The organism is Nibrella viscosa, from assembly GCF_039541875.1.
Lineage (GTDB): Bacteria > Bacteroidota > Bacteroidia > Cytophagales > Spirosomataceae > Nibrella > Nibrella viscosa.
Map to the genome: position 1 here is coordinate 728,742 of NZ_BAABHB010000002.1, position 16,080 is coordinate 744,821.

Below are 16,080 nucleotides of genomic sequence, written 5' to 3' on the forward strand. Positions count from 1 at the left end.
CCTCCTATGGCCCATGTATCGTATACCCGTCGTAGTTTTCTGAAAGCTACCGCTGCCGGCCTGCTTTGGCCGGCCCTGAAGCCGGCCCCTGTTGTGCATACCGTGCGTGGCTCGGTCAGGGTTAATCAGTTGGGATTGACCCTGATGCACGAACACATCTTGGTCGACTTTATCGGCGCTACCGAGACAGGCCCGCACCGTTGGGATCGGGCTGCCGTAGTAACCCGGATGCTGCCCTGCCTACAGGAACTGAAACAACTGGGGTGCCGCACGCTGGTGGAGTGTACGCCGTCTTACCTGGGAAAAGACCCGCTGCTGCTCAGAGAACTGTCGGAGCGCTCCGGCATCCAGATCATTACCAACGTGGGGTATTACGGAGCCGTCGACAACAAGTACCTGCCGCCCCATGCCTTCACTGAAACCGCCGACCAACTCGCCGACCGCTGGGTAGCCGACTACGAAAACGGCATCGACAACACCGGCATCCGGCCCGGCTTTATGAAGATCAGCGTCAACCCCGGCCCCTTATCCGAGTTGCACCGCAAACTGGTTACGGCGGCCGCCCGCACCCACAAACGCACCGGCCTGACCATCTACTCCCATACCGGGCCCTACGTACCCGCTTTTGAGCAGATTGACATCCTGAAGCAGGAGGGCGTGAGCCCCAGCGCTTTTGTGTGGGTACACGCGCAGGGGCAGAACATGGTGCACTACGCCCGCGCCGTTCGCGAGGGTGCCTGGGTGAGTCTGGATGGACTGGATACCGGCAACGTCGACAAATACGCCGAGACGCTGCTGCTCATGAAAGAGAATAATCTGCTGCACCGGACCCTGCTCTCCCACGATGCCGGCTGGTACGATCCCGCCCAGCCCAACGGCGGCCCCATCAGCCGCGACTACACCGTTCTCTTCAAACGCTTGATGCCCAACCTCAACAAACAGGGTTTTACCAGAAAAGACTGGAAGCAGTTGCTGGAGGAGAATCCGGGAAAGGTTCTGGGACTCTAATAATCCACCTCCAGCCCCAGCGCCTTTCTGAGATCGTAGAGGGCGGGGTTCTTCTGGGCCAGGTAGTTGAATTTGTCCTGGGGGGAGTAGATCATCTTCTTGGTGTCCTGCACTTCCACGCGGTGCTCCACCTGAATCTTGCCGTTTTGCAGATGCTCGCGCAGGTAACCCAGCAGGTCCGGTTTGATTTCGTTCATCAGGTCGGCCTGCAGGCGGTTGTCCAGCACGATATGGATGGTGGTGCCGTCGAGCACTATCTCCCGGTTCAGGATCACCTGCTCGCTCATAGAATCGTGCTGCGCCTGCCGGAGTTTGGCAAACGAAGCCCAGGCCGCTTTGAGCTGCTCAAAAATAAACGGCTTATCGGGTTTAGGGGGGGGCAGCGTGGCTGTCTGAGCCTCTGCTTTTCCGTTAGCAGTCCCATTGGGGGCAAGATTGACGGTAGAGCGCAGCCGACTGCTGGTGGGCAGGGCCGGGCGAACAGGCGGTATGGCCGTAGCGGTTGCCGTCGTTTGAGTGGTAGCTCCGTTTGTGACAGGTTTGGCGGCAGCCGTATGCCCGTTCGGAGATGGTTGATACCCGTTGACCGGCTCACTCGTAATGGGGTGACTCTCTATTGCCTTACTAATAGTGGCCTGGCCATTGCCAACGGCCGGCAACGGCTCACTGCCTACTGTAGACTGTCCATTAGGTGCTGGTATGCCGTTTTTTTTTACACCCTCGCCGGGGTGTTCGCCGTTGAGGGGCAGTTCGGGCATCGTCTCCCAGTTGAGAACATGGCGCAGGTTGGCCAGCTTCATCAGGCACAGTTCGGTATGCAGGCGCTGGTCTTTGGCGGCTTTGTAGTTCAGGTCACACTGCCCGCCGATGCTGAGGCCGGAAAGCAGAAACGACAGGGGCGCGCGGGCCGCCTGCTCCACATACTTGCGCTGCACACTCTCGGTAACCTGCAGCAGTTGCACCGTAGCGGCATCCCTGCAAACCAGCAGGTCGCGGAAGTGGCGGTTCAGGCCTACTACGAACTGATGCCCGTCGAAACCTTTGCGCAGGATTTCGTCCAGCGTCAGCAGGGTTTGGGGCAGGTTGCCGTCCAGCAGCAGGTCGGTCAGGCGGAAGTAGTAATCATAATCCAGGATGTGCAGGTTGTCCAGCACTTCCTTGTAGCGAATGGTGCGGTCGGCCGAGAACGTAACGTTCAGGTCGAACATCGACAGGGCATCGCGCAGACCACCGTCGGCCTTCTGCGCAATCAGTTCCAGCGCTTCGTATTCGGCACCGATGGCCTCCTTGCGGGCAATACTGTCCAGGTGGTCGGCAATATCCTTGGGCTGAATCCGGTTGAAGTCAAAGATCTGGCAGCGCGACAGAATCGTCGGCAAAATTTTATGCTTTTCGGTGGTAGCCAGAATAAAAATGGCGTAGGAGGGGGGTTCTTCCAGCGTCTTCAGAAAGGCGTTGAAAGCCGCCTGCGAGAGCATATGCACCTCGTCGATGATGTATATCTTATACCGGCCCGACTGGGGCGGATACCGTACCTGATCGATCAGGTTCCGGATGTCCTCGACCGAGTTATTGGAAGCCGCATCGAGTTCGTGAATATTAAATGAAGCACTCTGGTTAAAGCTGACACAGGACTCGCACTGGTTGCAGGCCTCCACATCCTCAGTCAGGTTCTGGCAGTTGATGGTTTTGGCCAGAATACGCGCACACGTCGTTTTGCCAACTCCTCGCGGACCACAAAACAAGAACGCCTGCGCCAGGTGATTGGTACGAATGGCATTTTTCAGCGTTGTTGTAATATGCCCCTGCCCTACTACCGTATCAAAGGTAGCCGGACGGTACTTTCGGGCCGACACCACAAAATTCTCCATGCTGCAAGTTAGCACCTCCACCCCGGATTTCAAACCCTAAAACTCTTTCCCGCAATGCGGGCAGCGGTGTTTGACAGGCGCTTTATGAGCACGAATGTGTTCGGCGAAACCGGAAGCGATAATACCCGTCGGCAAGGCAAACAGGGAGAGCCCCAGGATAGCCGCCATACCCCCCAGGAATTTGCCCAACGGCGTAATGGGATGCATATCGCCGTAGCCGACGGTGGTCATGGCATTGACCCCCCACCACATGGTAGCCGGAATGCTCGAAAAAATGTCGGGCTGGGCTGGGTGCTCTACATAATACACAATGCTCGACACAATAATGAGCATGAAAACAACAAAGGTGACGCTCAGGATCAGTTCCTCTTTCTTATCAACTAAAACATCCTGAATTACCTTGAACGCATGTGAGTAGCGTGTGACCCGGAACAGCCGGAAGATCCGGAACAGGCGCAGAATCCGGACTACGGCCAGGTCGGTGGCAAACAGCGTGAAGTAGAAGGGAAAAATGGCCAGAAAGTCGATGATACCGGTAGCGGAAAAAATGTATTTAATGCGGCCCCAGACCGGGTGGTGATAGTTTTCGTTTTCTACGCAGACCCACAGCCTGAGCACGTATTCAACGGTGAAGAAAATAACCGAAAATAACTCAAAATCGCGGAAAAGCCGCTCATGCTGCCGGTTTATCGATGGAACTGTGTGTAGGATAATGGCAATAGCATTGAGCGTGATAATGGTAATCAGCGTTAGGTTGAAGACCAGGCTCATGCCGCGTCGTTTACCAGTTGAGCTTTCTATAATGCGATAAACCGTCTGCCGCCAGATGCGGTATCGTGGGGAGGTTGAGCGAAGCGAAAACAACATAACAGACGGCGGTCGGTGGTAGGTTGAGAACACAAAGCTACAAATTAGCGGTATTTAAGCAGGTGTATACGCGGATCGGAAAAATTCAGGGCCGTTCATACATTATTCTGACCGCTTTCGGGTAGTCTTCCGTTACTTTACAGCCAACCAGATTAACCCCATTATTTATGAAGCGTCTCCTTTTGTGTATACTCTTGCTGCCTGCTTTGGCGCAGGCCCAGAAAAAAATCGCCTTCGGGCTGAAAGCAGGGGCCAATTTTTCGCAACTCAACACGCTGGAGGTAAAAACGCCCCGGCTGGATGCCAACGGCATGCCGGTTATGTCGTCGGGGCAGGTGGTGTATGATTTTTTTCAGAATAACGACGCGCAGATAACCGGCCTGGTCGGCGGAGCTTATCTGCGGCTGGGCCGGACACTGTACATCCAGCCTGAACTGCTGGTGTCATCTAAAGGCGGATCGTTCGATGTAGTGCGGCAGGGCATGGCTACGCAGCGCATCGATGTAAAAATGACGACGTTCGATATTCCGTTGCTGGTGGGTCTTAAACTGGGGCCGCTACGGGTGAACGCCGGCCCAATGGCCTCGCTGAAAATCTCCGATAACCAGACCCTGAAAGAGGCCTTCCGGCAATATACCAACCAGCCGGTCGGCGATACGTATAAACAGGCTGTTTTCGGCTATCAGGCGGGGGTGGGCCTGAGTTTGTTCGGGTTGCAACTGGATCTGCGCCGGGAGGGAAATTTCTCCGATCTGGCGGCTTACGGGCTCAAAACCAACACCACCGACGAACGGTTCTCGGCCCGCACCAGCCTCTGGCAAATCACCGCCGGCTTCGGCTTCTGATCCGAAACTTTCTGAAATATCAGCCGGTCAGTAAACCAAACAGCCGGGTTGTTGTCTAAGTTTTACATAAAACACGCAACGGCCGGGCATGCCTTGCCGTTGACTTAACAAACCTGAGTTTGACAATGAAACGAATAGCTTATTTACTGATGCTGGTGGCGACTCCGCTGCTGCTGAGCCGTTGTAGTGTAAACCGGCAGATCGCCGAAGCGAAGACATTGGGAGATTGTAAATTCGACCTGGTATCGGCCGATAGCGTTTACCTGGCGGGGTACAACATTCGCGAGTTTCGGAAGATTGAAGAATTTAATCCGCTCAAATACCCGCGAATTGCCTCAGGCGTTCTCCTCGGAAGTGTTCCGCTGGATGCGCACATAAACCTGGAGATCGTGAACCCGACAAGCCGTCTGGCGGCTATCAATCAGTTAGAATATAGGGTGTTGCTGGCTGATGTAGAGTTGGTAAATGGACTGCTCAACCAGCGGATCGAGGTGGCACCCCGTGGCGGCCGTACCATTGTACCGGTTCGGCTACGGACGAATGCCTACCGACTGATTACCGATGCCAACACCCGCGACGCCTTCATTAATTTTGTCCGTAATCTGTCGGGCACACCTGATACTAACCCGTCGACACTGACAATCAAGATTAAGCCGACGCTGTCGCTGGGTAACAAACAGGTCGACTATCCCGGTTATATCACCATTAACCAGCAGGTAACCAACAAGATACTGACCGGCGGCCGGTAAACCGTTGCGGGTGCCTTTATACCCCAGTGCTTTTGGCATAAGCTGCCGGGCACCGGGGTTTTTGTTTGCCATGAGCTTTCCTGCGAACCATTCGGTAACTTTGCCACTGGTTTTCTGGATTATTAAACTAAGGTTTAATACCTTGTCGAAGTAGACTGACTGCAGGAAGCTGTAGTCCGTATTTTTACTTATGAGCGCCGTATCCGCCCCGTCTTCTGCCCAACGTCTGGCTTTACTTGAGCAAATCGTTCACACAACCCGCTCCGGCCTGATCGTGTACGAAGCAATTCGGGGAGAGGCCGGTCAGATCATCGATTTTCGGGCTATTTTATGTAATCAGGCCGGGGCCGACAGTATCCTGCAGCCCATCGGTGATATTTTGAACAAGACGTTTCTGGAGCGGTATTCAAACGACGGGCACGAGCCACTTTTTCAGGAATATATCAACCTGGTAGAAAACGGCGGGGAGTTTCATCAGGTGCAGTACCTGGCCAGACAGGACCGCTGGTATGAGGTTTCGGCAGTCAAACTGCTGGACGGCTTTCTGGTCACCTTTGAAGATGTCAGCGATGTACACCGGGCTTCTCAGCAGCTTCAGATTCAGGCCGACCTACTAGGTAATATCCTCGACTCGTCACTCAACGGCGTGGTGGCCTACGAAGCTATCCGGGATACCACAGGCGAGATCGTTGATTTCCGCCTGGTGCTTATCAATAAAGCGGCCGTTGCCAATGCAGGTAATCTGGTGTCGTTTGCCGTAGGGTACACCATGCGGCAGATATACCCGGATACAGAGCAGTCGGGGCTGTTTTCGGAGTACAAAAAAGTTTGTGAAACCGGCGTGGCTATCCGTCGGGAACATTATTACACCAAATTCGACTACTGGGTCGATATTGCCATTACCCGGCTGAACGACGGCGTACTGATTAACTACACGGATCTTAACCAGACCAAACAACTGGAACTCCAGCACCGGGCACACATGCAGTTGCTGGATCAGGTGCTTAATTCGTCGTTTACGGCCATTTTTGCGGCCCGATCGGTGCGCAATGCTACCGGCGACGTGGTGGATCTGGAACTCACACTTGTCAATGATGCGTATCAACAGATGGTTGGGTACCCGGCAGATCAGCTTGTCGGACGCCGGTTTCTGGAGCTATGTCCCTATATTGCTGAAGCTGGTTACTGGCCATCGTACAAAGTCGCCATAGACACGGGTCAGGCCTATCGCTTCGAAGCCCATTACCAGTGGGGAGATGAGGTGCACTGGTACGATGTATCTGTGCGGCCCTGGGAAGATGGAGTTGTGGTAAACTCCATCGACAGCACAGTATCCCGTCAGATACGCCGTCAACTGGCTGAAACGGCTGCCATGCTCCAGGGTGTGCTGGACAGCGCCCCGGCGGGTGTTATTCAGCTACGCGCCGTCCGGAATCAGGAAGGGCAGATTACCGATTTCCGGGTGATGGCGGTCAATAAATCAACGGTTCAGATCTTACGGCAAAGCCCCGAGCAGATGATCGGGCAAGTCTGGAGTACCATATACCCGCATTACAAAGACTATGGGCTGATGGATCGGTACATTCAGGTTGTTGAAACCGGTACTCCCCAAACGTTTGAAACCTACTACAACGATGATGGGATTGAGGGCTGGTTTCAGGTGACCGCTGTCCGACAGGATGACGGCTTTATCCTGACGGTGCTGGACATTACCGAAACCAAACAGGCACAGGTGACGCAGCAGGAACTGGCTACGATGCTGGCTAATATACTGGACGCGTCTATGACCAGTTTTTCCCTGCTCGACAGTGTACGGAACGAAGCGGGTGACATCGAGAATTTCCGCTACCGCCTGGTCAACAAAGCGTTCCTGGAGTTTACCCAGCTGAAACAGGAAGACGTACTTGGAAAACATCTGACCGCGCTGTTCCCCGAAACGAGAGAAACCGGCATTCTGGACCGCTACAAACAAGTGGTGGAGACGGGCTCCCCACAGGTTTTTGAACAGTATTATCCGGTAGGGACCCAGGAGTTTTGGTTTACCATCTCCGCTTACCGGCAGGGCGATGGGGTGGTGGTGTCTTTTCTGGAAATTTCGCCTATTAAGCAGGCCCAGAAAGAACTGGAACGGATGATCGAAAAACTTCAGCAGTCGAACTACTACCTGGAACAGTTTGCCTATGTAGCCTCCCATGACCTACAGGAGCCGTTGCGTAAAATTCAGTCGTTCGGCGATATTCTGCTCGGGCAGTATGCGACCATGCTCGATGAGAACGGGATCGACCTGCTGAACCGGATGAAGTCGGCTACGGAACGGATGCAGGTGCTGGTGCGGGATCTGCTGGCGTATTCACGGTTATCAACTTACCAGGCTCCTTTCCGGCGCGTATCACTCGCCAGTCTGACCGCCGAGGTAATTGGTGACCTGGATGCCATTATCCGGGAAAAGAAAGCGACTATAGACGTGGGGATGTTGCCAGACGTGCCGGGTGATTCGCTGCAACTCCGGCAGTTGCTGCAAAACCTGATTTCCAACGCCCTGAAATTTTCGAGGCCGGGCCAGGAGCCAGTGGTGCACATTCAGGCGTTTCGGCCTTTGCCGGAGCAACTGCCCGAAGCGCTCCGGCCAGATGAAAAGCACTGCGTGGCTGTTCAGGTGGTTGATAATGGCATCGGCTTTGATACTAAATACCGGGAGCGCATTTTTCAATTGTTTCAGCGCCTGAACGGTCGCAGTTCCTACAGCGGCACCGGCATTGGCCTGGCAATATGTAAAAAAGTAGCTGAAAATCACGGGGGTGTCATTCTGGCGGATAGCACGCCCGGTCAGGGGTCTACGTTCACCGTTTATCTGCCCACCGACTGAGCCGTTACCGCAGCATCCGGCCCGACCAGCGCCATACCAATCTGGCAGGTCAGGCATTTTCGGGGCAAACAAAACTCATTGTACAACTCCAGACTCGCCTGCGAATCAAACGCTGAATCAATAGGCAGACCAAGCCCGGACCATATGGCCGTAATGTGGTTTTTTTCGGCCGGCAACTGCTCCAGCAGCGATACCGCCCGGTCAATGTAGTGGGGCTGATGCCGGTGGTGCGCATACGCGGCCAGCAGCGGAACGGCAGTATTGACCAGAATCGTCGACGCCGAGGCCGAACCTAGCGTTGGGGCTCCTTTATCCGTCGATTTATCGAACCGGTAGTGGGTTTGCCAATACGCCGACGGGCTGACTTGCAGGGCCCGCAGCAGGTCATCAACATTGGTGGTGTCCATACAGACCGAAAACAGACTCCGGTGCTGGGCAAGCAGGGCCGCTACCTGGGCTAAGCGTAACGTGGGAAAATTAGCCGGGCGCAACCGCGACCACTTCCAGATATGAGCCGGGAGTTCGCGTTCGCTTAGGCTGTATTTAGCCGATAAAAACCGGTATTCACGCTGTAGTGCGTGGGGGTAAGCATCTTCGTCGGTCAGATTCGTTAGTAAACCCGCCGTACCAAACAGCATGGCTTCAACCTGAATCAGGGCGTTGTGGTGTTTCTGAATGGCCTTGAGCGGAACCGCCCGGCTAAGCTGTTCCATGGGGTCGGCGTTGACGCGAAAGCCGAAGGTAATGGCCATCAGCCGGTAGGTGGTTTCCTCCCAGTCCTGCCCGGTAGCGTTAAAAATCTGGTACACCTGCCCAGCTTTCCGCTCCAGCCGCTGCATAAGGGCTTTATCGAGCATGGCCGTCCGGCGCAACGGATGCACCGTCTGAAACTGTCCGGCGCAGGGGATGGGCTCGGGCGAGTCGGCCAGACGCAGGTAACGCCGGAGCAGGCTGCTCTCGGTGCGCTGCCGCAATTCCAGCGTTGGAATCGGGGTGCCGTCGCTGCGGACAATCGTTTGCTGCGGCTGCGGCCGGTCATCTTCCCAAACCAGGTGAAGGATCACATTATCGTAAGCCCGGTCATGCTGATGGCGGTGGGCCAGCCAGTCTGAGGTTTTTGTATGGGCTTCTACCGTTCCTACCCATTCTACCTCACCAACCACCAGGCGGGCATTCAAAAAGTCGGGTCCGGCATTGGAATTCCGGAAACCCGGATGCAGCACCTGAACCGGCTCTCCCGTTGTTGTTGTCAGCCCCAACGCCGAAAAATACTGGTATTGCCAGAGGAAGTAAAGAAAAGACTCAGGCATTGGGGAGTGATGAATTAAGAATTAAGAGTTAAGAATTAAATTAAGGGTGGCCCGGCGGTTTTGCGTTGGTGGGAGATACTGAGTTTTGACGCGTATTGGGTAGGTCGGTAACTGCGCTAAAAAATTATTTTCCAACCTGAGCGTCACTACTACCAGAGCGCTTTTTAAAGCATTACCCCCAGGCGGCCCCATCTTAACTCATAACTCATAACTCAAAAACCCCGCCATCTCCCGTTGGAGCTTCTGGGCTTCGTCGGCAGCTCGCCGGGCGAAGTCGCGGCCGTCGGATGCGTACAGGATGCTGCGGGAGGCATTGACCAGCAGGCCGCCGTGGTCGTTGAGGCCATACCGGGATACCTCGGCCAGTGAGCCGCCCTGCGCGCCAACGCCCGGCACCAGCAGAAAATGACGGGGTGCCAGTTGCCGAATGCGCCCGATCTGTCCGGCCTGCGTGGCTCCAACCACAAACATCAGTTGGTTATGGTCGGCCCAGGTTTGGGCGGTCTGGATCACCCGTTCAAACAAGGGCTGCGGGCCGGTAGCTAGCAGCTGAAAGTCCTCACTGCCGGGATTAGAGGTAAGCGCCAGCAAAATCACCCATTTACCCTCGTAAGTCAGAAAGGGAGTGACCGAGTCGTGACCCATATATGGAGCTACGGTTACGGAGTCAAAATCAAGACCGGCGGCCGTAGGGTCGAAAAACGTGCGGGCGTAGAGGTCGGAGGTGTTGCCGATGTCGCCCCGCTTGGCGTCGGCAATGGTGAAGCAGGTCTCAGGAATATACGCCAGCGTTTTCCGGAGGCTCTCCCAGCCGCGGGGCCCTTGTGCTTCGTAAAAGGCAATGTTGGGTTTGTAGGCCACGGCGAACTCGGCGGTGGCGTCGATGATCTGGCGGTTAAAGGCGAAGACGGGATCGGGCTCAGCGTGAAGGTGGGCGGGAATTTTGCGTATATCAGTGTCGAGACCGACGCACAGGTACGATTGTTTATGGCGAATCTGACGATAGAGTTCTTCGTAGGTCATTATCAACGGTGGCCGGGGTTATAAAAAGGTTTTCCGGCCAAAAATAAGAACTAACCTAAGGGTTTCATAAATTTGCCCCGATTACGCCATAGCTATTCAAGTAAAAACGCTGCATGCAAGTCCGTCACACGTCATTGGAAGGACTCATCGAACTGATACCGCGGGTGTTTGAAGACGAACGTGGTTCTTTCTTTGAATCATATAATAAACCGTTATTTTCCTCGCTCGGACTACCTGTGGAGTTTGTGCAGGACAATCAGTCATTTTCCGTTAAAGGGGTATTGCGGGGGCTTCATTTTCAGCGGGAGCCGTTTGCCCAGGGAAAACTGGTGCGGGTTATTGCCGGTCAGGTGCTCGATGTGGCCGTCGACCTGCGCGAAGATTCCCCTACGTTCGGGCAGTACGAAGCCTTCCTGCTGGATGCTAAGATTAACAACATAGTTTATATTCCGGAGGGGTTTGCGCATGGATTTGTTGCCCTGGAAGACAGCATCTTCAGCTACAAATGCACCAACGTGTATAACAAAGCCGCTGAGTCCGGCATTATCTGGAACGACCCGGACCTGAATATCGACTGGGGAATCGAGAATCCTATTGTCTCCGAAAAAGATCAGGTGCTGCCATCGTTGCGGGTGCTTTACCCGCACATGCCTGTTTGACCGTCGGACCGGCAGAAACGGCTTTGGGAAGGTAGTATGCCTGCTTTCCCAAAGCCGTTTTTTGTGCCCTACAAAGCCAACTGACCGTCAGCAAAAAAAACCTGCGCACGACATGGCCCGCAGGTTTTTATCAGACAGCTAAAGGTGTAATGCTCAAGGCATTTACCCGGCAAAGGTACTAAATAATACCGGAAAACACCAGCTTAGATTTTGTCTATTGCTTTACGAACTCCCGGTGATAAGCCGCCCGGTATAGTTCTTCTTCCGGCAGGCTTTTAAAGTATTCATAGGTAACCCGTAGGCCTTCAGTACGTGGTACCTGCGGCTCCCAGCCCAGAATCTCCTGCGCACGGCTAATGTCTGGCCGGCGCTGTTTGGGATCATCCTGCGGCAGGGGCTTGTAAATGACCTGTTGCGTAGTGCCTGTTAGCTTGATGATCTCCTCGGCAAATTCTTTGATGGTGATCTCCGAGGGGTTGCCGATGTTGACCGGGTAGGGGTAGTCGCTCAGCAGCAGCCGGTATATGCCCTCCACCAGATCATCGACGTAACAGAATGAACGCGTTTGACTGCCGTCGCCGAAGATCGTCAGGTCTTCACCCCGTAAGGCCTGCCCGATAAAGGCCGGCAGCACCCGGCCGTCGTTCAGCCGCATCCGGGGGCCATAGGTGTTGAAGATCCGTACGATGCGCGTCTCCAGCCCGTGGTAGGTGTGGTAGGCCATGGTCATGGCTTCCTGGAAGCGCTTGGCCTCATCGTACACGCCCCGCGGGCCTACCGGGTTGACGTTGCCCCAGTAGTCTTCGTTCTGGGGGTGAACCGTAGGGTCGCCGTAGACTTCCGAGGTGGAGGCAATCAGCACGCGGGCGCCTTTGACCCGGGCCAGCCCCAGGCAGTTGTGAATACCCAGCGAGCCTACCTTCAGGGTCTGAATAGGGATCTTCAGGTAGTCGATGGGACTGGCCGGAGAGGCAAAGTGCAGGATGTAGTGCAGTTCGCCGGGCACATGGATGAACTTAGAGACATCGTGGTGATAGAACTCAAAGTTGGGCAGGTGGAACAGGTGTTCGATGTTGCGGATGTCGCCGGTGATAAGGTTATCCATCGCAATGACATGGTAGCCTTCTTTGATAAAGCGGTCGCAGAGGTGGGAGCCCAGAAAGCCGGCTCCGCCGGTGATTAAGATTCGTTTCATGAGGCAGGGGCGGTGACAACGGCGTTTACGGTTTCACGACCTACACTGTAATAGGTGTAACCTGTTTCGCGCATCTGATCCAGTTCGTAGACGTTACGTCCGTCAAAAATAAGTTTATTCTTCAACAGCAGATTCATTTTATCAAAATCGGGCGTGCGAAACAGCGGCCACTCCGTCATGATCAGCAGCGCATCGGCATCATCGAGGGCAGCGTACTGGGTATGCGCATAATGAATGGAATTGCCGAATATATTACGGACATTATCCATCGCTTCAGGGTCATATACGGTTACTTTTGCCCCTTCTTCCAGCAGGATACGGATATTTTCCAGCGCCGGCGCTTCCCGGATGTCGTCGGTATAGGGTTTAAAGGCCAGTCCCCAAACAGCAAAGCACTTGCCGCGCAGATCGCCACCAAAATGCTCTTTGATGAGCGGAATCATTTTGGTTTTCTGGTAATTATTAACCGCCATGACCGATTTCAGCACTTTGAAATCATACTGAAAGTCTTTGGCCGTTTTAGCCAGCGCCTGCACGTCTTTCGGAAAGCAGCTACCCCCGTACCCGATACCCGCAAAGAGGAAACGTTTCCCAATGCGGCTATCCGTCCCGATACCCCGGCGGATATCGTCTACGTTGGCACCGACCAGTTCGCAGAGATTGGCAATCTCATTCATGAAGGTAATCTTGGTGGCCAGAAACGCGTTGGCAGCATACTTGGTCATCTCGGCCGAGCGCTCATCCATAAAAATAACCGGGTTTCCCTGTCGCACCAGCGGAGCGTACAGCTTATTCATGATGGCTTTGGCCCGTTCAGAGCGGGTGCCGATAACTACACGGTCGGGCTTCATAAAATCGTCGACGGCCGCTCCTTCACGCAGAAACTCCGGGTTTGATACCACGTCGAACTCCCGATCGGTATTACGGCTGATGTGTTCCCGAACCCGTTCGGCCGTGCCGACCGGTACAGTGCTTTTATCAACCACCACCACATAGTTCTCCAGCAGCGGCCCCAGATCATCGGCTACCTTCAGAATGTATTTCAGGTCGGCTGAACCATCCTCGCCCGGAGGAGTGGGCAAGGCCAGGAAAATTACCTCGGCGTCTTTGATACCGTCGGCCAGATTGGTGGTAAACCGGAGCCGTCCCTCGTCTACGTTGCGGTTAAAAAGAATGTCGATACCCGGTTCGTAAATCGGTATGATGCGGTTGTTCAGCTTTTCAACTTTACGTTCATCAATGTCGACGCAGGTGACCTGATTGCCCGTTTCGGCGAAGCAGGTCCCCGTTACAAGACCCACATAGCCGGTTCCAATTACTGCTAATTTCATATAAAACAGGTTGAGATAATGCCTGACTTGGTTACGATTGTACTATTTGAATAGTAAGTAAACTTCGGTCACAAAAATAGAGGATTTTCCAAAAAGCCATGCCCTGCCGGCCGTTCGCTAACTAATGAATTTAATTTAATGGTTTTATCTGATGGATGGAAATCGCAGGATTTACGTTGTTGCTTCAGATATATTGTTGACAATCAAAGGTTTGGTTGAAATAACTATTCGGGATGAGAGACCCTGCTAAACTTAGTGAGCGGTAAACATTTTGCAGGGATTCCGCTTAATAACAAGCACTTGCCTCAAAACGTTATTTATGTGATATTACAGATATAACTGTATTAGCACTTCATCATTTACCCGGACATTGCCAAGCCTTATGGTTGCAGAAGTTGTAGAAAACCAAGAACTAATTGCGCAGACGGTGCGTGACTTTGCCGCCCGTCATATTCAGCCCCATGTACGCCGGTGGGACGAGGAACAGTATTTTCCCATTGATGTTTTTCATCAGTTGGGTGAACTGGGCCTAATGGGTGTGCTGGTACCGGCCGAGTACGGGGGGGCCGGCCTGCAGTATCAGGAATACGTAACCGCTATTGTGGAACTGGCTAAGGTAGACGGCTCCATCGGCCTGTCTATGGCGGCTCATAATTCGCTATGTACCAACCATATTCTGATGTTTGGCAACGAAGATCAGAAGCAGCAGTACCTGCCCCGGCTGGCTACGGGCGAGTGGATAGGGGCCTGGGGTCTGACGGAGCCCAATACCGGCTCCGATGCCGGGAACATGCGGACCACCGCCGTGCGGGATGGGGACCATTGGGTGCTGAATGGCGCAAAAAACTTTATTACCCACGGCAAAAGCGGCAACGTAGCCGTTGTGATTGCCCGAACCGGCGAGCCCAATACCTCCCGCAACGCAACAGCCTTTGTGGTCGAGCGCGGTACACCTGGTTTTTCGGCCGGTAAGAAAGAAGATAAGCTGGGCATGCGGGCGTCGGAAACCGCCGAAATGATTTTTCAGGACTGCCGCATCCCGGATAGCCAGCGACTGGGCGAGGTGGGGGAAGGGTTTGTGCAGTCGCTGAAGATTCTGGACGGTGGCCGGATTTCTATTGCAGCCCTGAGCCTGGGTCTGGCCATCGGTGCGTTTGAGCACGCACTGGCCTATGCCCAGGAGCGGCAACAGTTCGGACAGGCTATTGCCCGCTTCCAGGCTATCCAGTTTAAACTGGCTGATCTGGCCACCGAAATTGAAGCCGCCAAACTGCTGACTTACCAGGCGGCTGCCCTGAAAGATGCCGGCAAACCGGTAACCAAAGAATCGGCTATGGCAAAGCTGTACGCGTCGGAAGTAGCCGTGAAAACGGCGAATGAGGCTGTGCAGATCTTTGGCGGCTATGGCTTTACCAAAGATTTTCCGGTGGAGCGGTACTACCGCGATGCCAAGCTCTGCACCATTGGGGAGGGCACCAGCGAAATTCAGCGGCTGGTTATTTCTCGGCAGTTGTTGAGTTGACCGGTTAATTTGTAGATTGGTTATCTGGTATAAAACAACCGAAAGCGCCTGTCCTCACGAGGCCAGGCGCTTTCGGTTATAAGCTCTGATTAGTTTATGGCTACGAAGCAGCTTTGGTTGTAGGCATCGACCATATCACCGAAGCGGCTCCAGTCCCGGCGGGTAGCGGCCGGGTACCGACGAACAAACTCGGCACAGTCACCGAACAGGGTCTCGTGGGCTTCATCGAAATTACCGCGTTTAACAACCGTTGTGCTACCGTCGCTTTTCAGCACGATATAGCTCAGATCTTTAGGCAGCGTTTCGATGGTGAAATCGCCAAAGGAGAAACCTTTGCTTGATTTCCAGCCGGACGCATCGAAGTATAGCACCATCCGGCCACCCGGAACGGTCAGTCGTTCAATCAGCATTTCTTTGTTGTTGCGTCTGGGATTGGCAACCCGTTCAAAAACAACCATTTTCCGGCTGCGGGGAATACTGCCCGTGGCATAGGCATACTCCGGAATTTTCTGCGCCAGCAGCTTTACCTGGTTGCCTTTCACGTTAATTTTCTTGTTGTCGTCTGTTCGGACAACAATGCCCATGGGCGAATCATTGACCAGGGTTCCAACGCGGACCTGCCCCCGGATGGTGTCGTTTTCCAGGGTCACCACGTAGCCCTCTGTCCAGAACGAGATGGCCCCCAGGGGCTGGTATTGCGCAAAGGCGGCTGTGCCGGTGAGCAGGCCGGTCAGTAAGGCAACTAGTTTCATAATATTCCTGCGTGGATATGGATAGTTTCTTAACCAACGCAAAAGTACAAACCAGTGTGCTACCGGCTGCCGGCTTGTTCGT

General features: G+C 54.2%; 13 protein-coding genes. 6 read left to right on the forward strand and 7 right to left on the reverse strand.

Annotation, left to right across the window (positions count from 1 at the left end; genetic code table 11):
• Positions 1-6: 6 nt before the first annotated feature.
• On the forward strand, positions 7-1,008 hold the full coding sequence (locus ABD931_RS07575) for a phosphotriesterase family protein (protein WP_345265571.1): 1,002 nt from the start codon (positions 7-9) through the stop codon (positions 1,006-1,008).
• Here the strand turns inward: ABD931_RS07575 and ABD931_RS07580 are convergent.
• Complete coding sequence (locus ABD931_RS07580) at positions 1,005-2,879, reverse strand: DNA polymerase III subunit gamma/tau (protein ID WP_345265573.1); 1,875 nt, start codon at positions 2,877-2,879, stop codon at positions 1,005-1,007. The two genes, ABD931_RS07575 and ABD931_RS07580, sit on opposite strands and share 4 nt — an antisense overlap.
• A gap of 36 nt (positions 2,880-2,915) precedes the next feature.
• Positions 2,916-3,746, reverse strand: coding sequence for an ion transporter (locus tag ABD931_RS07585; protein ID WP_345265575.1), 831 nt, complete (start codon positions 3,744-3,746; stop codon positions 2,916-2,918).
• 167 nt (positions 3,747-3,913) lie between these two features.
• Between ABD931_RS07585 and ABD931_RS07590 the strand changes: the two genes are divergently transcribed.
• The 3 genes from ABD931_RS07590 to ABD931_RS07600 all read left to right on the forward strand — a co-directional run bounded on the left by ABD931_RS07590 (position 3,914) and on the right by ABD931_RS07600 (position 8,206).
• Complete coding sequence (locus tag ABD931_RS07590; RefSeq protein ID WP_345265577.1) at positions 3,914-4,591, forward strand: outer membrane beta-barrel protein; 678 nt, start codon at positions 3,914-3,916, stop codon at positions 4,589-4,591.
• A 125-nt stretch (positions 4,592-4,716) separates the two neighbouring features.
• Entirely contained in the window at positions 4,717-5,340 is a 624-nt protein-coding gene (locus ABD931_RS07595) for a hypothetical protein (RefSeq protein WP_345265579.1), read from the forward strand.
• Between the two features lie 190 nt (positions 5,341-5,530).
• Entirely contained in the window at positions 5,531-8,206 is a 2,676-nt protein-coding gene (locus ABD931_RS07600; RefSeq protein WP_345265581.1) for a PAS domain-containing sensor histidine kinase, read from the forward strand.
• On the opposite strand, the gene ABD931_RS07605 is transcribed toward ABD931_RS07600, so the two are convergent.
• Together ABD931_RS07605 and pyrF are read right to left on the reverse strand one after the other, a co-directional pair.
• Positions 8,188-9,516 carry a DUF2851 family protein gene (locus tag ABD931_RS07605; protein WP_345265584.1) on the reverse strand — a complete coding sequence of 443 codons (1,329 nt, stop codon included), beginning with the start codon at positions 9,514-9,516 and terminating at the stop codon, positions 8,188-8,190. The two genes, ABD931_RS07600 and ABD931_RS07605, sit on opposite strands and share 19 nt — an antisense overlap.
• Before the next feature lie 198 nt (positions 9,517-9,714).
• Positions 9,715-10,539, reverse strand: a complete 825-nt coding sequence (pyrF, locus tag ABD931_RS07610; protein ID WP_345265586.1) for an orotidine-5'-phosphate decarboxylase — start codon at positions 10,537-10,539, stop codon at positions 9,715-9,717.
• Between the two features lie 113 nt (positions 10,540-10,652).
• Between pyrF and rfbC the strand changes: the two genes are divergently transcribed.
• Positions 10,653-11,198, forward strand: coding sequence for a dTDP-4-dehydrorhamnose 3,5-epimerase (gene rfbC, locus ABD931_RS07615; protein ID WP_345265588.1), 546 nt, complete (start codon positions 10,653-10,655; stop codon positions 11,196-11,198).
• A 214-nt stretch (positions 11,199-11,412) separates the two neighbouring features.
• Here the strand turns inward: rfbC and ABD931_RS07620 are convergent, their stop codons facing one another.
• Together ABD931_RS07620 and ABD931_RS07625 are read right to left on the reverse strand one after the other, a co-directional pair.
• Entirely contained in the window at positions 11,413-12,393 is a 981-nt protein-coding gene (locus tag ABD931_RS07620; RefSeq protein ID WP_345265589.1) for a UDP-glucuronic acid decarboxylase family protein, read from the reverse strand.
• Positions 12,390-13,724: a UDP-glucose dehydrogenase family protein gene (locus ABD931_RS07625; RefSeq protein WP_345265591.1), complete on the reverse strand. Its 1,335-nt coding sequence runs from the start codon at positions 13,722-13,724 to the stop codon at positions 12,390-12,392. Before ABD931_RS07625 ends, ABD931_RS07620 begins: the two co-directional genes overlap by 4 nt.
• 382 nt (positions 13,725-14,106) lie before the next feature.
• Here ABD931_RS07625 and ABD931_RS07630 point away from each other — a divergent pair, with 382 nt between their 5' ends.
• Positions 14,107-15,246, forward strand: a complete 1,140-nt coding sequence (locus tag ABD931_RS07630) for an acyl-CoA dehydrogenase (protein ID WP_345265593.1) — start codon at positions 14,107-14,109, stop codon at positions 15,244-15,246.
• An 89-nt stretch (positions 15,247-15,335) separates the two neighbouring features.
• On the opposite strand, the gene ABD931_RS07635 is transcribed toward ABD931_RS07630, so the two are convergent.
• Entirely contained in the window at positions 15,336-15,998 is a 663-nt protein-coding gene (locus ABD931_RS07635) for a hypothetical protein (RefSeq protein ID WP_345265595.1), read from the reverse strand.
• Positions 15,999-16,080 lie beyond the last annotated feature (82 nt).